General features: G+C 72.4%; 18 protein-coding genes. 4 read left to right on the forward strand and 14 right to left on the reverse strand.

The features are described from left to right. Nucleotides 1–235: 235 nt before the first annotated feature. The gene (locus ACFYOY_RS00545) at nt 236–907 is read left to right on the forward strand and encodes a bifunctional DNA primase/polymerase (RefSeq protein WP_059144190.1); all 672 of its coding nucleotides are present in this window, start codon (nt 236–238) and stop codon (nt 905–907) included. Nucleotides 908–1061: 154 nt separating this feature from the next. On the opposite strand, the gene ftsY is transcribed toward ACFYOY_RS00545, so the two are convergent. From ftsY to ACFYOY_RS00570, 5 genes are all read right to left on the reverse strand, one after another. Beyond that, the gene (ftsY, locus tag ACFYOY_RS00550) at nt 1062–2282 is read right to left on the reverse strand and encodes a signal recognition particle-docking protein FtsY (RefSeq protein ID WP_161559900.1); all 1221 of its coding nucleotides are present in this window, start codon (nt 2280–2282) and stop codon (nt 1062–1064) included. Nucleotides 2283–2317: 35 nt separating this feature from the next. Beyond that, nucleotides 2318–2968, reverse strand: coding sequence for a response regulator transcription factor (locus ACFYOY_RS00555; protein ID WP_014055179.1), 651 nt, complete (start codon nt 2966–2968; stop codon nt 2318–2320). 274 nt (nt 2969–3242) lie between these two features. Then, nucleotides 3243–5375 (reverse strand): ATP-binding protein, encoded by a 2133-nt coding sequence (locus ACFYOY_RS00560; protein WP_351880759.1) that lies wholly within the window; start codon nt 5373–5375, stop codon nt 3243–3245. 1 nt (nt 5376) lies between these two features. Continuing rightward, complete coding sequence (locus ACFYOY_RS00565; protein WP_351880756.1) at nt 5377–5685, reverse strand: hypothetical protein; 309 nt, start codon at nt 5683–5685, stop codon at nt 5377–5379. A 136-nt stretch (nt 5686–5821) separates the two neighbouring features. Then, the gene (locus tag ACFYOY_RS00570; RefSeq protein WP_351880753.1) at nt 5822–6220 is read right to left on the reverse strand and encodes a hypothetical protein; all 399 of its coding nucleotides are present in this window, start codon (nt 6218–6220) and stop codon (nt 5822–5824) included. A gap of 203 nt (nt 6221–6423) precedes the next feature. Between ACFYOY_RS00570 and ACFYOY_RS00575 the strand changes: the two genes are divergently transcribed. Beyond that, nucleotides 6424–7410, forward strand: a complete 987-nt coding sequence (locus ACFYOY_RS00575) for an LLM class flavin-dependent oxidoreductase (protein ID WP_351880750.1) — start codon at nt 6424–6426, stop codon at nt 7408–7410. Between the two features lie 42 nt (nt 7411–7452). Here ACFYOY_RS00575 and ACFYOY_RS00580 read toward each other — a convergent pair whose 3' ends face one another. From ACFYOY_RS00580 to ACFYOY_RS00595, 4 genes are all read right to left on the reverse strand, one after another. Further along, nucleotides 7453–8871, reverse strand: coding sequence for a sugar porter family MFS transporter (locus ACFYOY_RS00580; RefSeq protein WP_351880747.1), 1419 nt, complete (start codon nt 8869–8871; stop codon nt 7453–7455). 216 nt (nt 8872–9087) lie between these two features. Continuing rightward, complete coding sequence (locus tag ACFYOY_RS00585) at nt 9088–13113, reverse strand: AAA family ATPase (protein ID WP_388583948.1); 4026 nt, start codon at nt 13111–13113, stop codon at nt 9088–9090. A gap of 238 nt (nt 13114–13351) precedes the next feature. Next, the gene (locus ACFYOY_RS00590; RefSeq protein WP_351880741.1) at nt 13352–13561 is read right to left on the reverse strand and encodes a hypothetical protein; all 210 of its coding nucleotides are present in this window, start codon (nt 13559–13561) and stop codon (nt 13352–13354) included. A gap of 372 nt (nt 13562–13933) precedes the next feature. After that, complete coding sequence (locus ACFYOY_RS00595; protein WP_351880738.1) at nt 13934–14215, reverse strand: acylphosphatase; 282 nt, start codon at nt 14213–14215, stop codon at nt 13934–13936. A 191-nt stretch (nt 14216–14406) separates the two neighbouring features. Here ACFYOY_RS00595 and ACFYOY_RS00600 point away from each other — a divergent pair, with 191 nt between their 5' ends. Next, entirely contained in the window at nt 14407–15351 is a 945-nt protein-coding gene (locus tag ACFYOY_RS00600; RefSeq protein WP_388583952.1) for a CAP domain-containing protein, read from the forward strand. Between the two features lie 146 nt (nt 15352–15497). After that, nucleotides 15498–15959 (forward strand): helix-turn-helix domain-containing protein, encoded by a 462-nt coding sequence (locus ACFYOY_RS00605; protein ID WP_351880732.1) that lies wholly within the window; start codon nt 15498–15500, stop codon nt 15957–15959. Here ACFYOY_RS00605 and mutM read toward each other — a convergent pair. The 5 genes from mutM to ACFYOY_RS00630 all read right to left on the reverse strand — a co-directional run bounded on the left by mutM (nt 15887) and on the right by ACFYOY_RS00630 (nt 19863). Continuing rightward, nucleotides 15887–16807 carry a bifunctional DNA-formamidopyrimidine glycosylase/DNA-(apurinic or apyrimidinic site) lyase gene (gene mutM, locus ACFYOY_RS00610; protein ID WP_351880729.1) on the reverse strand — a complete coding sequence of 307 codons (921 nt, stop codon included), beginning with the start codon at nt 16805–16807 and terminating at the stop codon, nt 15887–15889. The two genes, ACFYOY_RS00605 and mutM, sit on opposite strands and share 73 nt — an antisense overlap. A gap of 118 nt (nt 16808–16925) precedes the next feature. Beyond that, nucleotides 16926–17762, reverse strand: a complete 837-nt coding sequence (gene rnc, locus ACFYOY_RS00615) for a ribonuclease III (RefSeq protein WP_351880726.1) — start codon at nt 17760–17762, stop codon at nt 16926–16928. Between the two features lie 19 nt (nt 17763–17781). After that, nucleotides 17782–17955 carry a 50S ribosomal protein L32 gene (gene rpmF / locus ACFYOY_RS00620; protein WP_009714764.1) on the reverse strand — a complete coding sequence of 58 codons (174 nt, stop codon included), beginning with the start codon at nt 17953–17955 and terminating at the stop codon, nt 17782–17784. A gap of 2 nt (nt 17956–17957) precedes the next feature. After that, entirely contained in the window at nt 17958–18581 is a 624-nt protein-coding gene (locus ACFYOY_RS00625) for a YceD family protein (RefSeq protein WP_351881031.1), read from the reverse strand. A 169-nt stretch (nt 18582–18750) separates the two neighbouring features. Beyond that, nucleotides 18751–19863 (reverse strand): ATP synthase F0 subunit B, encoded by a 1113-nt coding sequence (locus tag ACFYOY_RS00630; protein WP_351880723.1) that lies wholly within the window; start codon nt 19861–19863, stop codon nt 18751–18753. Nucleotides 19864–19917 lie beyond the last annotated feature (54 nt).

A 19917-nucleotide genomic window follows, 5' to 3' on the forward strand; every position in this document is an offset into this window, starting at 1 on the left:
TCCCGAAAACGCCACCATTCGCCACCCCTTCGAATGAACCCGGTTGCCGGTTCGCACGATTCACTTGACACCGGGGCGACGGGAAACAGGTGAAGGGGTGCAAGCGGGGGCGCACGGGTCGCGCCTCACCACCTCCGTCACATCGGAGCGCACTCTGCCGCGCCTCATCGACGACGGAGCGTCATCGCGACGTTCCGGCTCGTAACCATCCAGAGCGGGACCCGTTGGAGGGGGCATGGGCTTCACGATCGGCGGCAACCGGGACATGCGGTCCGGCTCACGGCGCCGCGGCCGTACGTCCGAGTCCACGACGGTGGCGGAGTACACCGGTCTGTGGGGCTGGGACGTAGTACCGGGCGCGCGGGCGGCACGGAGCTCGGGGGGCGGCAGAAACGAATGTTCATGCGGTGACCACGGCTGTCCCTCCCCCGGCGCGCATCCGCTCTCCTTCGCCCCCGGCGTCCCGGCGGGCGCCACGCTGGACGCCGCCGCGGCCGCGTGGGAGCAGGTCCCGGGGGCGGCCGTGCTGCTGCCCGTCGGCCGCTCGTTCGACGTCCTGGAGGTCGCGGAGTACGCGGGCGGACACGCGCTGGTCCGGCTGGAGCGGATGGGGCTGCCCCTCGGCCCGGTGGCCGTCACCCCGCACGGACGCGCCCAGTTCTTCGTCGCCCCCGGCGCCGCCGCCGAACTCCCGGAGCTGCTGTACCGCATGGGCTGGGACGACGCCGACCTCGATCTGCGCTGTCTGGGCCCGGGCGACCACATCACCGCCCCTCCCTCTGACCTCGGCGGCCTCGGACCGGTCCGCTGGCTGCGCCCGCCGACCCTCGACACCGCGGGCCGCCCGCCGCACGCCCGGCTGGTCCTGGGCACCCTCGCCTATCTGAGCCACCGGGCCGGGGCCTGAGACAGCTCTCCTCTTACCCGAGCGCCCCGTACGCGAGGGCTGTCTCTCGACGCCCCGTACGCGGACGCTGTGAAAGCCGTACACGAACGCCGGACGGGCCGGGAGTCAACCCCGGCCCGTCCGGCGCGATACGGGTGATCCCCCCACCACGGCCTCAGCCGCCGATCAGCGCGTCGACGAACGCCTCCGGCTCGAACGGCGCGAGATCGTCCGCGCCCTCGCCCAGCCCCACCAGCTTGACCGGGACCTTCAGCTCACGCTGGACCGCGACGACGATGCCGCCCTTGGCGGTGCCGTCCAGCTTGGTCAGCACGATGCCGGTGATGTCCACGACCTCCGCGAACACCCGCGCCTGCACCAGGCCGTTCTGCCCGGTCGTGGCGTCGAGGACCAGCAGCACCTCGTCCACCGCGCCGTGCTTCTCCACGACCCGCTTGACCTTGCCCAGCTCGTCCATCAGACCGGTCTTGGTGTGCAGCCGCCCGGCGGTGTCGATCAGGACGACATCCGCGCTCTCCGCGATGCCCTCCTTCACCGCGTCGAAGGCGACCGACGCCGGGTCGCCGGCCTCCGGACCCCGGACCGTACGGGCGCCGACCCGCTCGCCCCAGGTCTGCAGCTGATCGGCGGCAGCCGCGCGGAAGGTGTCGGCCGCGCCCAGCACCACGGACTTGCCGTCGGCGACGAGCACCCGGGCCAGCTTGCCGGTCGTGGTGGTCTTACCGGTGCCATTGACGCCGACGACCATGACGACGCCCGGCTTCTCCTCGCCGTTCGCGCCCACACCGCTCTCGGTGTGCACCGAACGGTCGGCCTCGGTGCCGATGAGGCGCAGCAGCTCCTCACGCAGCAGAGCGCGCAGCTCCTCGGGGCTACGGGTGCCGAGCACCCGGACGCGCTCCCGCAGCCGCTCGACCAGCTCCTCGGTCGGCGCCACACCGACGTCGGCGGTCAGCAGCGTGTCCTCGATCTCCTCCCAGGTCTCGTCGTCGAGGTGCTCCCGGGACAGCAGCGTCAGCAGCCCCTTGCCCAGAGTGGTCTGGGAGCGGGACAGCCGGGCGCGCAGCCGGACCAGCCGACCGGCGGTCGGCTCCGGGACCTCGATCGGCGGGACCTCGGGCGGGGCGGCTGCGGGTGCCTCCGCGGCCGGGGCCTCGGTCCCCGGAAGGTCCACCTCCTCGATGGTTCTGCGTGGTTCCTCACGCGGGGTTTCGGCCTCCTCGCCGACGTGCGGCTCGGCGGGCGGCGCGGTGACGGTGGGGCTGCTGGGCGGGGGCGGGGGCAGCCGCTTCTTCTTGCGGCCGCTGATCACGAGCCCGCTGATCGCGGCGACCGCGACCACAGCGATGACTACGGCAAGGATGAGGTATTCCATAACGCCCCCCAGTATCAGCCACGAGGGGGAGCGAGTCATTCGCCTCCCAGCCCGGCCTGCCGGGCGCGCACGATCGCCTGGGCGCGGTCGCGCACTTGGAGCTTGGCGAAGATCGAGCCGACGTGATTGCGCACCGTCTTGTCGGTGACCACCAGCCGCTGGGCGATCTGCCGGTAGCCGAGACCGGCCGCGAGCAGGTCCAGCACCTCCCGCTCCCGGGCCGTCAGAGTCGGGAACGCCTCCTTGGCGGACGCCGAACCCGAGGCCCCGACCAGCGCACCGAGCCGCTCGGCCATCCGCGGGCTGAAGACCGCGCCCCCGCGCGCCACGGTGTGCAGCGCCCGCAGGATCTCGTCCCGGCCCGCGCCCTTGAGCAGATAGCCGCGGGCCCCCGCGCGCACGGCGGCCAGCAGGCTGTCGTCGTCCTCGGACATCGTCATGACCAGCACCCGGATCTCGGGGTGATCGCACAGAATCCGCCGTGTCGCCTCCAGACCGGACCGGCCCGGCAGCCCGAGATCCATCACCACCAGATCCGGACCGGTGCGCACGGCCTCGGCTATCGCCCCGTCCGCACAGGCCGCCTGACCGACCACGGCGAACGCGTCATCGAGATTGACGGCGGCGGCCAGACCCTCGCGGAAGAGGGGGTGATCGTCCACCAGCAGTACCCGCCACTGCGGCACGCTCTGTAGCTCCTTATCTTTTTTAGGTTCGGTTCGCCTCCGGGGCGCCTTAGTCGCTGTCGACGGTCGACGTGCTCGGTCGCTCGTTCCCCGCTCCCTGCGCGCGTCTCCCCTTCGACGGCGACGCGCCCCTTCGGCTCGCCCCCAGCTACCGCTGGGAGGTGCCCCCAGCCGGAAGACCCCAGCCCCCGATGCGCTACGGCGGCCTTCGGCTAAGCCAGTCCACGGCGACGCCCGGCCGCACGCCCCCAGCGCCCGGAAGCTCCATGCCGCCCTAAGGCGCCCGGCTCATCGGTCTGCTTGTCCTGAGCAGTGCCCGGCACGCCTCGTGCCCCGTGGGCTTCCGGTGCTCCTCGGGGTTCCCGTGTTCGCCCGGTCCGGCGAGCGGCAGCACCGCGTGCACCACCGTGCCGGTCGCCGATCCGGCCACCGAGCAGGAGCCGCCGATCTCCTCGGCCCGTTCGGTGACCGACGCGAGGCCGACCCCGGGCACCGCGGTCTCGCGCAGCCCGCTCCCGTCGTCGGTGACCTTGACCTCCAGGGTGTCCGGGCCCGCGGTCAGCTCGACGCTCACCTGGCGCGCCCTGGCGTGTCGTACGGCGTTGGTCAGCGACTCCGCCGCGATCCGGTACGCGGCCGTCTCGACGCCGGGCGACAGCGGGGGCAGCGCCGCGGGGAGGCTGGCCACGCTGACCCGTAGCCCGGCGACGCCCAGCCGGTGCGCCAGGTCCCGGACCGCACCGGCCAGTCCGCGCTCGGCCAGTGCGGCCGGGGCCAGGCCCGCCGTGATCCGCCGCACCTCGACCAGCGCCTCGGCGAGCGTCTCGGCGGCCTCGCACAGCTGCGGGGTGGCGGGGTGGCCGGGCGGACAGGAGGTCTGCGCGATGTCCAGGCGCAGCCTTACGGCGGCCAGTTGGGGGCCGAGCCCGTCGTGGATCTCCCGGCGCAGCCTGCGGCGCTCCTCTTCGCGGGCGAGCACCAGCCGCTCCCGGGCGGCCTGGGCCTCCTCGGCCAGGCGCAGCGCGGCGAGCGCGGGGGCGGCCTGGTCGGCGAGGAGGGAGAGCAGCCCGCTGTCGCGTTCCGCCGGGGTGCCGGAGCCGTCGCGGGAAACCTCAAGGCGACCGACGGTGCGGCCGTGGTGGCGCAGCAGGAACGTCTGAACCGGGCCGGTCAGCTGGGCACCCTCGGAGGCCAGCCGCCGGGGCCCCGCGCGGGTGTCGACGCTGACGGCGGCGCCCGAGACGCCGAGGTCCTCCACGGCGCTGCGGCAGATCTGCTGGGGCACCTCGCCGGGGTGGGGGGCCTGTTGCAGCCGTACGGCGAGGGCGCTCACGGCTTCGTGCGGGCGGGCCCGGGGCCCGTAGAAGGCGCGCTCGACGCAGAGGGTGAGCCAGCGGGCGCTGGGCCGCAGCCCCCAGCCCAGCACCAGGGCGCACCCGGCGGTGACGGTGGTGGCCCCGCTCCGCACGGAGGGGAGTCCGGCCTGGACGGCGACGACCGCGCAGACCACCACGGCGGCCAGTGAGGTGAGCACGAAGGCGCGGGCGAGGCGGTGGCTGGTGGAGCGGTCCAGCCGCCATATGCCGGTGCGGGCGACGCCGAGGCAGATCGCGGCGGCCCATACGGCGCTGCCGACGGTGCGGGTCACGATGGTGGGCACGCCCTCGCCCCACTGGGACAGGAGGAGCGAGACGCAGGCGGGATAGGCGGTGGCCAGCAGCGCCCAGTCGCGCCGCTCGGCGCCGCGTGAGAGGGCGGCGCGGCAGCACAGGGCGGCGGTCACGGCCGCCGCGACGCTGCGCAGCACCCAGGGTTCGGCCTCGGCGTAGGTGTCGAGGTGGTCGAAGGCCCACTGGCCGCCCGCGGTGGCGAACGCCGGGTTGAGCACGGAGCCCACCCGGGGCTCGCTGATCAGCCACAGCCCCGCGTACCCGAGCCAGTAGCCGGACGCGCCCAGGCTGATCACCCACCACTGCCACCGCCGACGCCCGCCCCGCGGAAACAGCCACAGCGGCAGCAGCAGTACGGTCAGCGGGCGGCAGGCCATCTTGGCGGCGGCGAGCAGCAGGGACAGTACGGCGCCCGTGGTGCCCAGGTCGGCCAGGCCCAGCAGACCGGCCGCGGCCGACGGCAGCAGCCACAGGCCGCCGGCCACCAGCAGGACGCCGCCGTAGCGCCGGGCCTCGCGCTCGGCCAGCAGCAGCACTCCGACGCCCAGCACCGGGACGCCCACGGCGACCCGGGTCAGCACGGTGGCGCCCCGGGGGTGGGGATAGGCGAGCGCGAGCCACTGGTCGTTGACCCTCAGCATCCCGGCCACCCATCCGGCCAGGACCACCACGATCAGTGCCGATACCCCGCCCGCGGCGCGCACGGCGCGGTCCTTCGGCAGTGCGGCATGTCGCATCTCAGCCGGCGGCCGGCCCGGCGGTCAGGGCGTGCGCCGCGCCGGGGCCGCTTCTGGCCCACAGCGTGACGTAGTTGTCGTTGCGGCCGGGGCGGCACTTGTACTCGTTCCACTTGTGCCGCTCGATGCCCGCCTTACCCGCGCGCTTGCAGGCCGCGGTGGTGTCGTAGTGCCCCGCCTCCCGCCAGGCGGTGTCCTCGGACGTGGCGGCCGGGGAGGAGGCGGTGGCGGGTGAGGCGGCCGCGGTCCACACGACGGCCCCGGCGCTCAGGCCGAGTGCGATCGCCGTGCGGATTCGGGTAGGGCGCATGGTCGTTCTCCTTGGTCTCGCCCGAGCCCTACCCGCCGCAGCGGCCGTGAAGTGCGCGGATGCCGCGCCCCACCCGAACCGGTGACCTCCTAGCACCCCCGTTCCGTATCCCGTCGGCGGCGCCGGGGCCGGATGCTCACCACACGAGCACCAGGACGGCGACGGCGATCGTCTCGGCCTCTTCGTAAGGCAGTCCGAAGCGCATCAGGGCGAGCATGATGGGCTGCGCCGCCCAGACCTCCAGCGTGTCCAGGAAGTCGGCGAGCCGGTGTGCGTACCGGCGCACCATCGCGGTTTCGCGGGGGCTCAGCCGGCTGAGCAGCTTGGCCAGCAGCGCGCCCCCGTGGTGCAGGGCGGTCACCAGCAGCCGCTGCCGGATGAGCCGCGCGGCCTCGGGGTCCGGGGCGGCGCCGGAGAAGAGCGCGGCCTTGGCGGATTCCAGGTCCCCGGGGTCGCCCGCGGTCAGCCGGACCCGGACGATGAGGTCGTCGATGTCGGCCGCGGTGATGAGTGATTCCCCCGTGCTGATTGTCACGCACCCCTCCTCAGTTGGCGTTGTGGGCTGCGGCCCATGGGGCGGGCCGACCCTTACGATCGGCCGCCCCGCGTCCCAGGCACATGAGTCATCCGTCCCGGCCGCGCCCGGGCGGTGGGCCGAACGGCCCATGCGGGTGGCGATTTGACGATCCGTCAGCTACGGTCCGGCTGCCGCATCCGCGACGAAGGAGGACATCCGCCATGCCGGTCACGGTCGTACGCCTCAACCTCGTCGATCCCGACGCGACCCCGCGCAGCCTGTCCGAGCGGTACCGTGCCGCCCTCGAGATGGCGGCCTTCGCCGATGAGCGGGGCATCTCCACCCTCCAGACCGAGGAGCACCACGGCTCCCCCGACAACTGGCTGCCCGCCCCGCTCCCCTTCGCGGGCACGCTGCTGGGCGCCACCCGCCGGATCACCGTCACCCTCTCGGCGCTGATCGCGCCGCTGTACGACCCGCTGCGGCTCGCCGAGGACCTCGCCGTGCTGGATCTGGCCGGCGGCGGGCGGCTGATCACGGTGGCGGGGATCGGCTACCGGCCGGAGGAGTACACGGCCCAGGACAAGGACTGGAAGCGGCGCGGCGCGCTGCAGGACGAGGCGCTGGAGACGCTGCTCGCGGCCTGGACGGGCGAGCCCTTCGACTACCGGGGCCGCACCGTCCGGATCACCCCGCGCCCGTACACCCGGCCGCATCCGCCGCTGCTGGTCGGCGGCAGTTCGCAGGCGGCGGCCCGCCGGGCGGCCCGCCTCGGGCTGCCGTTCTTCCCGAGCGCGCATCTGCCGGAGTTGGAGGCGTACTACCACGCACGGCGGGCGGAGTACGGCACCGAGGGCTGGTGCCTGATGCCGCCGGCGGCCACCCCGTTGCTGCATCTGTCCGAGGACCCCGACCGGGCCTGGGCACGGTACGGCACCCATCTGCTGTACGAGGCGCGCAGGTATGCCTCCTGGCAGCAGGGCACGGTGCGCTCGGCGGTGCGCTCACGGGCCGAGGACGCGGAGGCGCTGCGCCGCGAGGGCGTCTATCGCATCGTGACCCCCGAGGAATGCGTCGCGTACGCGGCGGAGGGCGGCGAGATGGCGAGCCTGGTGCTCCATCCGCTGTGCGGGGGGATGCCGGTCGAGGAGGGCTGGCGGTCCCTGCGGCTGTTCGCGGAACGAGTGCTGCCCCGCCTCAAGGACTGAGGCGGGGCAGTTCTCCTGTGCGAGGAGTGGGCGGCGGGGGGGTTAGCCCATCTCCTCCAACGCCTTGCCCTTGGTCTCCGGCACCCACTTGAGGATGAACGGGATCGAGAGCAGGGCGAAGGCTGTGTACATGACGTACGTGGCCGACAGGTTCCATTCCGACAGGCTCGGGAAGCTGGCGGTGATGGCCCAGTTGGCGATCCACTGGGCGGAGGCGGCGACACCGAGGGCCGCGGCGCGGATCTTGTTCGGGAACATCTCGCCGAGCAGGACCCAGACCACCACACCCCACGAGAGGGCGAAGAAGAGCACGAAGGCGTGGGCGGCGATCAGCGCGAGGACGCCCTGGGCGTGCGGCAGCTTGCCGTCGACCAGGTGGGCCGAGAAGGCCCAGGCCACCAGGCCGAGGGAGACGGCCATGCCCACGGAGCCGATGAGCGCGAGCGGCTTGCGGCCGATCCGGTCGACGAAGATCATCGCGATCACGGTGCCGAGGATGTTGATGATCGACGTGGTGAAGGAGTAGAAGAACGAGCTGCTCGGGTCGACGCCGACGGACTGCCACAGCGTCGAGGAGTAGTAGAACGCCACGTTGATGCCGACGAGCTGCTGGAATACCGAGAGCCCGATGCCGATCCAGACGATGGGCAGCAGACCGAACCGGCCGCCGAGGAGGTCCTTGAAGGTGGACTTCTCCTCACTGCGCATGGCCCGGTCGATCTCGGCGACCCGCACATCGAGGTCGACGGTCTTGCCCTCGACCTCTTCGAGAACCTGCTTGGCCTGCTCGGTCCGGCCGACGGAGATCAGGAAGCGGGGCGACTCGGGGATGGCGAAGGACAGCAGCCCGTAGAGGACGGCGGGGATGACCATGACGCCGAGCATCCACTGCCAGGCCTCCAGGCCGGCGATCTGGCCGCGCTGGTCGCCGTCGGCGAGGTTGAGGATGCCCCAGTTGACGAGCTGGGAGATGGCGATGCCGACGACGATCGCGGCCTGCTGGAACGAGGCGAGCCGGCCACGGTAGGCGGGCGGGGCGACCTCGGCGATGTAGGCCGGGCCGATCACCGAGGCCATGCCGATGCCGATACCGCCGAGCACCCGCCACATCGCCAGGTCCCACAGCGAGAAGGGCAGCGCCGAACCGACCGCGCTGATCGTGAAGAGGGCGGCGGCGATCTGCATGACGCGGATCCGGCCGATCCGGTCGGCTATCCGGCCCGCGGTGGCGGCGCCGATGGCCGAGCCGATCAGGGCGATGGCCACGACCTGGGCGAGGGCCGCGGAGCCGATGTCGTACTTGCCCCGGATGGCTTCGACCGCTCCGTTGATCACCGAGCTGTCGTAGCCGAAGAGAAAGCCACCCATCGCGGCGGCGGCGGTGATGAAGATGACATGGCCGAGGTGATCCGGCTGGGCCTTGCGGCCCTCGGCTCCCTCTGCCTGCACGGTGGTGGACAACGTGAACTCCTGACGCCCGTCCGGCAACGCTGCCGGACGTGGGGGGACGGCTGGCCCTTCCAGCGGAGGCTGCTGAGGCGTCGACCACCACTTGAAGGTAAAAGCAATGTTGCAGAGACTATTCCTTCAAGTTTCGAAGTCAAGAGAGTGTGACGAAGAAATCGTTCCAGCACGGCGACATGCAGCAGCATGTCTTGACTTCAAGTATTGAATCGGTCACCGCAGGCGCTGGCTGATGACCTTTGAGACACCGTCACCCTGCATGGAGACGCCGTACAGCGCGTCGGCGACCTCCATCGTCCGCTTCTGGTGCGTGATCACGATCAGCTGGGAAGCCTCCTGCAGCTCCTGCATGATCCGGATCAGCCGCTGCAGATTGGTGTCGTCGAGCGCCGCCTCGACCTCGTCCATCACATAGAACGGGCTCGGCCGCGCCTTGAAGATCGACACCAGCAGTGCCACGGCCGTCAGCGAACGCTCACCGCCCGACAGCAGCGACAGCCGCTTGACCTTCTTGCCCGGCGGCCGGGCCTCCACGTCCACGCCCGTGGTCAGCATGTTCTCGGGGTCGGTCAGCACCAGCCGCCCCTCCCCGCCCGGGAACAGCCGCGAGAAGACGCCCTCGAACTCGCGCGCCGTGTCCCGGTACGCCTCCGTGAAGACCTGCTCGACCCGCTCGTCGACCTCCTTGACCACCTGCAGGAGATCGGCCCGGGTCTTCTTGAGGTCCTCCAGCTGCTCGCTCAGGAACTGATGCCGCTCCTCCAGCGCCGCGAACTCCTCCAGCGCCAGCGGATTGACCTTGCCGAGCTGCTGGTACGCGCGCTCCGCGGCCTTCAGCCGCTTCTCCTGCTGCGCCCTCACATACCGCACCGGCTGGTTGCGCGGATGCTCGGGATCCTCCGGCAGCACCTCGCCCTCGGCGGGCGGGGAGGGCGGGACGAGCTGGTCGGGGCCGTATTCGGCGATCAGCCCGGCCGGTTCGACGCCCAGCTCCTCCAGCGCCTTGCTCTCCAGCTGCTCGATCCGCATCCGCTTCTCCGCCCCCAGCACCTCGCCCCGGTGCACCGAGTCGGTCAGCTTGTCCAGCTCGCTCTTGAGGTCACGCCCCAGGCCGCGGGCGGTGTCCAGCTCCCGCTCGCGCGCGGCCTTGGCGCGCTCCGCGGCGTCCCGCTCCTGCCCGGCCCGTACCAGCGACACCTCGACATGGGCGAGCAGCTGGCGGGCGCCGGAGGCCACGGCGGAGGCCACCTGGGCCTCATGGCGCAGCCGGGCGCGCAGCTGCTCGGCACGGGCCCGGGCCTCGCGCTCGGCGCGCGCGCCCCGGTCGAGCGCGTCGGCCCGCCCCGCGAGCCCCTTGACGCGCTCCTCATGCGTACGGACCTGGAGCCGCGCCTCCATCTCGGTCTGCCGGGCGTTGGCACCGTCGGCCGCGAGCCGGTCCCGTACGGAGGTGTCGGGCTCTTCCTCGCCCGGTTGCTCCTCCGCCACAGCCAGCCGCTCGGCCAGCTCCTCCGCCTCCTCGGTCGCCCGCTCCAGCGCCTCCTCGGCCCTGGCGACGGCCGCGGCCGACCGCTCGGCCTCCCCCGCGGCCCCGCGCGCCTGCCCGGCCAGCCGGCCCAGCGACTGCGCGACCCGCGACTTCTCCCGGTCCGCCGCGCTCCGGCGGCCCGCCAGCTCCTCGACGAGCGCCAGGCACTCGGCCCGCCGCTCCTGCGCCGCGCGCTGTGCCCCGGCCAGCTCCTCGCACCGTACGGCGAGCCGCTCGAGCTCCGCGGCCGCCTCGTCGACGGACGCCTGCACCTCCAGCAGCGTGGGCGCCCCGGCCGACCCGCCCTGCGCGAAGTGCGCCCCGAGCAGATCGCCCTCGGCGGTCACGGTCGTCAACTCCGGCCGCCGCGTGAGCAGTTCCTCGGCCTCCTCCAGGGTCCCGACCACCACCATGCCGTCGAGCAACCGCCTTACGGCAGGCAGCAGCGCCGCGGGCCCGGCCACCAAATCCGCAACCCGCGGGGATTCTTCGGCCACCGCGGCCTTACCGGGCCCATCGCGGGTGACGGACCCCTCGGGTACGGCACCCGGCACGGTCGTCTCTCCCCCGGCGGGGTGCGGCACCCGCGCGGAAACGGCCGACGTGGACGGCCCACCGACTGCCGCGACGGTGGCACCGGGGTGTGGGGCGTCATCACCCGGCGCGGATGAGGCCGCCGCGGATTCGGAGGCGGCCTGCGGCGTGCCCGGGCCGCCGGGCCCCGACGCGGCGCCCCAGGAGTCCGCCCCGCCCGACAGTTCGCCGATCCCGCCCGGCCGAGAGCCGCCATCGGGGCCGGAGGACGCGGCCGCCGGGGCGGCGGCCGATCGCGGCGGGGTCACCTGGCCCGGCTCGCCCGGCACCGTCCCCTCGGCGCGCGTCCCCGGTACGAGCGCGGCGCCGCCCGGTGCGGGCTCACCGGAGGCGGCGCGCGGGGCGCCGGAACCGCCCGGCTCCGAGGCGGCGGCCGGGGGCTCCGCGCGATCGGGGGCGGTCGTGGTCAGGAGGAGGGCGGCCCGGCCGGCGTCGTCGGCGCGCAGGAGGCGGATCGCCTCGGCCGCCGCGCGGGGGCCGCTGACGGCGATCGCGTCGGCGGCGGCGCCCAGGGCCGCGGCGACGGGGACCTCGAAGCCCGGGGTGACGGTGAGCAGTTCGGCGGCGGGACCCAGGAGCCCGCCGAGGCGGTCGGCGGCGGCCAGCAGGGCGCCCGTGCCGTCCTTACGGCGCAGACCGAGGGCGAGGGCGTCATGGCGGGCGGAGGTTGCGGCGCGCTCACGCTCGGCGGCCGTCGCGGCCTCGCGGGCCGCGCTCAGCGCGGCCTCCGCCTCGGCCAGCTCGCGCTTGGCGGCCTCATGGCGCTCCGCCAGTTCCGCGTCGTCCGCGTCGAGTCCGTCGACCTCCGCCTTGAGTTGCTCGTACTCCTCCTGCGCGGCGACCGCCCGGGTCTGTGCCTCGTCTCGGGACGCGGCCAGCCGCTCGATCTCGGCGCGCGCCGAACCGGCCCGGCTGCGGGCCGCGTTCACCTGCCCCTGGAGCCGCGCGAGCCCTTCGCGGCGGTCCGCGATGGCGCGCGCCACGTCTTTCAGGCGGCGCTCCTCGTCGGCCAGGCTGCGCTCGAGCTCGGCCCGGTGCGCCACGGTGTCCTCCAGCGCCCGGCTCGCCGCCTCCAGGGCGGCCTCCAGCTCGGCCTCCTGCTCCCGGATGCGGGCCGCCTCGCGCTCCATGTCCTCCGGGTCGCGGCCACGCCGCTCCTCCCCGGGGGCGGAGGTGGCGCTCTTGACCCGGGCGTCCGCCAGGCTGATCGTGCCGCGCACCCGCTCGGCGAGCTGCGAGAGCTCGTACCAGGTCTGCTGGGCGTCCCGGAGCCGGGGCGCGAGCTGCCGCACCTGCTCCTCCAGCGCCGCCTCGCGCTGCTGGGCGGTCCGCAGCTCGGCCTCCGCGGCCTCCTTGCGCCGCTTGAGCTCGGCCTCGTCGGCGATCTCGGCGCGCAGCGCCTCGCGCAGAGTCACCAGGTCGTCGGCGAGCAGCCGCAGCCGGGCGTCGCGCAGATCGGCCTGGATGACGGCGGCCCGCCGGGCCACCGCGGCCTGTCGGCCGAGCGGCTTGAGCTGGCGGCGCAGCTCGTCGGTGAGGTCCTGGACCCGTGCGAGGTTGGCCTGCATGGCGTCCAGCTTCCGCAGCGCCTTCTCCTTGCGCTTGCGGTGCTTGAGGACGCCCGCGGCCTCCTCGATGAAGGCGCGGCGGCCGGTCGGGTCGGCGTGCAGCACCCCGTCGAGCTGGCCCTGCCCGACGATGACGTGCATCTCACGGCCGATGCCGGAGTCGGAGAGCAGCTCCTGGATGTCCAGCAGCCGGCAGGTGTCCCCGTTGATCTGGTACTCGCTGCCGCCGTTGCGGAACATGATCCGCGTGATGGTGACTTCGGCGTAGTCGATGGGCAGCGCGCCATCGGCGTTGTCGATCGTGAGCGAGACCTCGGCGCGGCCGAGCGGGGGACGGCCGGTGGTCCCGGCGAAGATGACGTCCTCCATCTTGCCGCCGCGCAGGGACTTGGCACCCTGTTCGCCCATGACCCAGGAAAGGGCGTCCACGACATTGGACTTGCCCGAGCCGTTGGGGCCGACGACGCAGGTGATGCCCGGCTCGAACCGGAGCGTCGTGGCGGAGGCGAAGGATTTGAACCCTCGCAGGGTCAGGCTCTTGAGATGCACGCCTTTGGACTCTACCCGCCACCCCTCTTCCGGCACCGTCCCGTGACGGTGGTGCCGCGCCCCCGTCCCGGGTTTTTCTCGGTTTCAGCAATGATCGGTTTCACCGCTGTGAGAGAGGGGCACATCAGTCGGTAAGGGTGGCTCGGAGACCACTTGGGAGACGACGAAGGGACGCCGAGGCGTCCCTTGAAGATTCTCAAGCGGCTGACGATGCAGCCCGACCGGCCCTTGGGCTGGGTCAGGCGAGCGCAGGCTCCGCCTGGGATACGTCGATGCTTTCGAGCAGCGAGTCGCCGTTGTAATGAGCGGCGGCGGACAGTGCGTCGTTCTCGGCCTGAATCCGGACGAGCTCGGATTCAAGGTCCTGGACGCGCTGCTGAAGCCGTCGCATCTCGGCGAGGACTCGGGGGTCGGAACCGCCGACGTAACCGAGAAGCGCCTTTGCCATGATGGATGGTCCTCCACACTGAGTGACCGACCGAAGCGGTCTGGGTCGTGAGGGATTTGCACCCGCGTTGCCTGCCGAATTACTACCGTGCTGCGCGGCAAACAGTTAAGGTGCGCGGGGCTTCCAGCGTCTCACCAATTGGTTTGAGGGTCAACACGATCACATGCCGACGGGGCCGCAGGGGTCGAGAGCACACGGGCGGCGGACTGTGCCCACCCCTCTCCAGAGGACCCATGGCGGTCGGGGATCTTCCGTGACACCGCAGCCTTCCACGGCGCGGCGCCGTTGGCAACCATCAGCCGATTTCTGCTCACCGTGCGCAGGGAAGGCATGGTCAGCGGGGTACCGCGGAGGATGCCTCCGGTGAGTTGATCAACGGATTTCGAAGGTGCCGTAACCACCGCGCGGTGTGTCCCAGATCTCGGTGATTCCCTCGACTTTCCCGGGCGTGTCGCCATCCCGGAGCCATTCGAGCAGCTGTTCGCATTCCGTACGCGGGCCCTCCGCGACCACCTGCACCCGCCCGTCGGCGAGGTTGGAGGCAAAGCCGACGAGGGCCCCGATGCGCAGCGCGTTGGCCCGGGTGTACCAGCGGAAGCCGACGCCCTGGACGTGGCCGCGGACCCACACGGTGAGGCGGACTCTCTCGTTCATACGCGCACGCTAACCCCACGCGCGAGCAGGCGCTAAACCATCCAATTAGCCACTGCGCACGCGCGTTGGGGCCCGAATGGCGTACAGTCCCGGCTCAACGAGACTCACCCACACGAGTGATACATGGCTCGCACACACGAGTGACACATTTCGAGCGACTTTTGACGCCGAGAAAACAAGGAAGGCAGGAGATGGGCCGCCATCGACGATCTGCCCCCGGGGCCGTGGCGCACGACGCCGTCGCAGGCCGCCACCGGGGACCGCACCGGAGCCCCCTCGCTCCGGTCCGGACCGGACTGTTGGGCGTGTCCGCCGCCGTCGCGGTTGGCGCGGTGGCGATGGCCTCCGGACTCGTTCCGGGAGACGGCTACAAATTGGGCGGGGGCAATGACTCCGCCGGACAGGTCCAGGCGGGCGGTCCCACCGACTCGGGCCTGGAGACACAGGGCTCGCAGTCCGCGGCCCCCACCGGCCGCAGCTCGGTACCGCCCAGCCGTGGCGATGACCGCCCTCACGCACCCTCCACAACTCCCTCCAAGACCCCTTCCAAGCCCTCCAGCTCGCCTTCCACCACACCGCCGGAGCAGCCGGGGTCCTCCGCCCCCGCCGGGAACGGCGGAAAGGGCGGAAACGGCAAGGGCGGCAACGGCAAGGGCGGCTCCAAGGGCGGCTCCAAGGGCGGCGGGCACGGGAAGCCGTCCCGTACGCCCACGACGGAACCGACCGCACCCGCGCCTCCCGCGGAGTCGGCCGACCGCGAGACCGCCTCGGAGACCGAGGTCCTCACTCTCGTCAACGAAGAGCGGGAGAAGGCCGGCTGCGCCCCCGTGACGGCCGACCCCAAACTCGCCCAGTTGGCCGAGGACTTCAGCGAGGACATGTCCCTGCGCCAGTTCTTCGACCACATCAGCCCCGACGGCGAGAGCCCCTGGGACCGCGCCGAGAGCGCGGGCATCCTGGACCTGGGTGGGGAGAACATCGCCCGCGGCCAGTCGGACGCACAGGCGGTCATGGACTCCTGGATGAACAGCTCCGGCCACCGCGCCAACATCCTCAACTGCTCGTTCAAGCGACTGGGCGTCGGCACCCACTTCGGCACCGGCGGCCCCTGGTGGACCCAGGACTTCGGCTACTGAGCCCCTGAGCGGGCAACCACAGCCCGTCACCCGCCGAGCCCGGGGCGTACCCACACGCCCCGGGCTTCGCATGCGCCCACAGCTGCATACTCACCAAGCGAAAGCGCAGCCCTGGAGTCAGCGCTGAGTGCGCGTATGGTGTGTGCATGGACTGTGAACGCACTGGCGCGGTGTCCTCCACGGTGGACGCGGAGAGCCTGGCCTTCGACGTGTTCGCCCGCGCCTGCCCCTCGCGCGGCACGCTGGAGCATGTCACCGGAAAATGGGGCGGCCTCATCCTGGGCGCGCTCCACGAGGGCACCTTCCGCTTCAACGAGCTGCGGCGGCGGGTCGACGGCGTCAGCGAGAAGATGCTGTCCCAGACGCTGCACGCGCTGGAGCGCGACGGCCTGGTGCACCGCGAGGCCCAGCCGACCAACCCGCCCCGCGTGGACTACCGGCTGACCCCGCTGGGCAGCGCGGTCGCCGAGCGGCTGCTGGCCCTGATCAATCTCGTCGAGGACCGGATGCCCGAGGTGCTGAGCGCCCAGGAGCGCTACGACACCGTGCGCGCCGAGAGCGGCGAGGCGGCCGGGCGGGACGCGATGGCCGGGCGCGGCGGGCGCTGACAGCGCGGGCAGAAGTAGCTGGAGCGGTTCATCCAGGGGCGGCGGCGCATCGCGGTGCCGCAGCGGCGGCACGGCTCGTCCTCGCGGCCGTACGCGTCCAGGGAGCGCTCGAAGTACCCCGACTCGCCGTTCACATTGACGTAGAGGCTGTCGAAGCTGGTGCCGCCGACGGCCAGCGCCGCGGTCATCACCTCGCGCACATGGCCGAGGAGTTCGGCTGCGCGCGGGCGGGCGAGGGTCGCGGTCGGCCGGTCGTAGTGCAGCCGGGCGCGCCACAGCGCCTCGTCGGCGTAGATGTTGCCGACCCCGCTGATCAGCGACTGGTCCAGCAGGGCGCGCTTGATCGTGGTGCGGCGGCGGCGCAGCGCGGTGTGGAAGGCCGCCTCGTCGAAGGCGGGGTCCAGCGGGTCGCGGGCGATGTGCGCGATGGCGTCCGGCAGCCCCTCCAGGTCGCCGGGGACGGTGTCGTGCAGTGAGAGCCCGCCGAAGGTGCGCTGGTCGACGAAGCGCAGCTCGGTGCCCGCGTCGTCGGCGAAGCGGACCCGGATGCGCAGATGCTTCTCGTCGGGTGCCTCGGCCGGCTGGACCAGCAGCTGCCCGCTCATCCCGAGATGGGCCAGGATCGACTCGGCGGCGGCGTCATCGTCGAACGGCAGCCACAGGTACTTGCCGCGGCGGCGGACGATCCCGGTGCGGCGGCCCCTGAGCCGGGCCGCGAAGTCCTCCGCGCCGCCGAGGTGGCGACGGACCGCGCGCGGATGCAGCACCTGGACCTCGGCGACCGTACGGCCGCTGACCCAGCGCTCCAGTCCGCGGCGGACCACCTCGACCTCGGGCAGCTCGGGCAACGGGGGCCTCCTTGGCCTTGAGCCCTCACCGCCCCCGGGCGGAACGGCCGGGCGGGCCGTCCGCCACGGGGGCGGTGAGGGGTGTTACGGACGTGACGGACGGTACGGGGAAGGCCGATCAGCGTGCCGAGGAGGCCGTGTCGGCGGTGGCTCCGCCGTCCGCCGCCGTGGTGGCGGTTCCGGCGTCGGCCGCCTTGGCCTTCGCCTGAGCCTCGTCGGCAGCCGCGCGAATCGCGCGCCAGGCGGCCTCGGCCGCCTGCTGCTCGGCTTCCTTCTTGCTGCGGCCGGTGCCGGTGCCGTACGCGACACCACCGACGCGGGCAGCAGCCGTGAAGGTCTTCTCGTGGTCGGGACCCGTCTCGGAGACCAGGTACTCCGGGACCCCGAGACCCTCGGTGGCGGTCAGCTCCTGGAGGCTGGTCTTCCAGTCCAGGCCGGCGCCGAGGTTCGAGGACTTCTCGATCAGCGGGTCGAAGAGCCGGTGCACCAGCTCGGCGGCAGCGTCGAGCCCCCGGTCGAGATAGACCGCGCCGATCACCGCTTCAAGGGTGTCGGCGAGGATGGAAGCCTTGTCCCTGCCCCCGGTGCCCTCTTCGCCCCGGCCGAGCCGGATGAAGGCGCCGAGGTCCAGACCGCGGCCCACTTCCGCGAGCGCGCGCGAGTTCACCACCGCGGCCCGCAGCTTGGCCAGCTGGCCCTCGGGCAGGTCGGGGTGGATGCGGTACAGCGTATCGGTGACCACCAGGCCGAGCACGGAATCCCCGAGGAATTCCAGCCGCTCGTTGGTGGGCAGCCCGCCGTTCTCGTACGCGAAGGAGCGGTGGGTCAGCGCACGCACCAGAAGGGCGGACTCGAGCTGATACCCGAGCCGCCCTTCCAGGATCGTGTGAGACGAGGCCGTGTCCGCCTGGGACGCTTCACCGCGCTTACGCGGGGGCGTAGTGGCGTCTGACATAGAGCCTGTCACCCGCCGATCAGACCTCGAGGACCTGGCGGCGGTTGTAGGTGCCGCAGCTCGGGCACGCGATGTGCTGCTGCTTCGGCTCGTGGCAGCGCTCGCACGCCACCAGGGTGGGGACCGCAGCCTTCCACTGCGACCGGCGGTGGCGCGTGTTGCTGCGCGACATCTTCCGCTTCGGAACAGCCACGGCTACTTCTCCTGTGGGTCATCCCCGCGCTGGCGGGGTGCGTTGTCCTTCTCGCCGTCCCTCATGGTCTCGGCGAGTCCCTGCAGTGCCGCCCAACGGATGTCGGCGGCATCGTGGTGGTGGTCGGGGTCGTCCGCGAGGCGGGCGCCGCATTCGGCACACAGCCCCGGGCAGTCCTCCCGGCACACCGGCTGCAGCGGCAGTGCGAGCACCACCGCGTCACGCAGCACGGGTTCGAGGTCGAACAGGTCGGCCTCGAGGAAGAGCCTGTCCTCCTCCTCGGCGTCGTCGCCGGTATCCGCGTCGCGGCTCCGGTCGTCGGCGTCGGGGTAGGAGTACATCTCCTGGAAATCCGCTTCGAGCTCTCGCTCCAGCGGCTCCAGACACCTTACGCACTCCCCCGTCAGCGGTGCACGGGCGGTGCCTGTGACAAGCACCCCTTCCATGACCGACTCCAGGCGGAGGTCCAGCTCGACGGTCGCGCCTTCCGGCACCCCGATGACCTCGATGCCGAGGTCCTTCGGCGCCGCCACGGAACGGGAGATCCTTTTCAGCGCACCAGGACGGCGGCCCAGCTCGCGCGTGTCGAACACGAGAGGGGCACGGTGGTCGAGGCGGGCGTTCAGGGCTTCCTGCTTTCTACGCTGCGGCGGGCCACCCGATCATTCGCTACGAAACGGGCAGCCTAGATCGCGGACGTACACGCGACCGAAGAGCCAGGATACTGGACAGGCCGCCGTAGACCCAATCCGCCCGGTGGGGGCGGAGTTCTCGCGGTCCGGGGCGTACGGGGACCTAACGGCCCTGCTCGTACTGGCGGAGCTGATCGAGGTCGATCATGCTCGTGTCGAACAGGCTGGTCTCGTCGAGCGCGGCGCCCGACTGCTGCTGCTGATCGTGCTGCGGCGGCTGCTGGGGCTGCTGGGGCACATAGCCCGCGTTCGGGTCGTAGCCCTGGGCCTGGGCGTGCTGCTGCCAGGCGTAGGCGTCCTGCTGATAGCCGCCCTGCATGGCGTACGGGTCCTGCTGCTGCGGTACGTACGCCTGCTGGTCCTGCTGCGGTACGTAGGTCTGCTGCTGGTAGCCGTACGCGTCCTGCTGCTGATAGCCCGCGGTGGCGGCGTAGTACGCGGCGTCGGCGGCCGCCTGATCGGGCTGGGCCACGGGCTGGGCGACGGCCGCCTGGGACTGGGCGAGGTCCGCCAGATAGTCGTCGTCGGTGGTCCGCAGGGCCATGCCGGCCTCGTCCTGGGCCGCCATATGGGCGCCGAGCTCATCGGCGGGCCGGGCCCCGAGCAGCTTCTGGCGGCCCCGGCCGACCGCCTCCAGGGTCTTGGAGAGGACCGCCGAGACGGCCCCCAGCTTGGTGTCCACGTACTCGTCGGCGCGCTGCCGCAGGGTCGCCGGGTCGGCGCTGCGCTCCGGGCCCTCGTCGGACTGCTCGAAGCCGTCCTCGGCGCCGGGAGCGCGACCGAGCAGCTTCTCCCGGCCGCGGCCCACCGAGCCGATGGTCTTGGTGAGCACGACCTCGAAGTTGGCCAGCTTGCTGTCCACGTAGTCGTCGGCCTCGGCCCGGATCTCCTCGGCCTCGCGGCGAGCCTCGGTGAGGATCCGGTCCGCCTCCTCCTGGGACTTCCGCACCATCTCCGTGTCCGAGATCAGCGAGGCGCCCTGGGCGTGCGCGGACTCGATGATCCGCCCGGCCTCCCGGCGGGCCTCCTCCACCATCTGGTCCCGGCCCCCGATCAGCTCCTGGGCGTGGGCCAGGGAGTCCGGGAGTGCCGCGCGCACCTCTTCGAGCATGGCGAGCAGCTCGGCGCGGTTGATCACGCACGAGGCCGACATGGGCATGGACCGGGCGCCGCCGACGGTATCGACGATCTCGTCGAGCTTCTTCTGCACGTCCACTGTGGGTGCTCGCAGACTGTCTGGATGCGGATGGGAACGGAGAACGAACGGGAC

It is taken from the genome of Streptomyces sp. NPDC007875 (assembly GCF_042868035.1).
Taxonomy (GTDB): Bacteria; Actinomycetota; Actinomycetes; order Streptomycetales; family Streptomycetaceae; genus Streptomyces; species Streptomyces antimycoticus.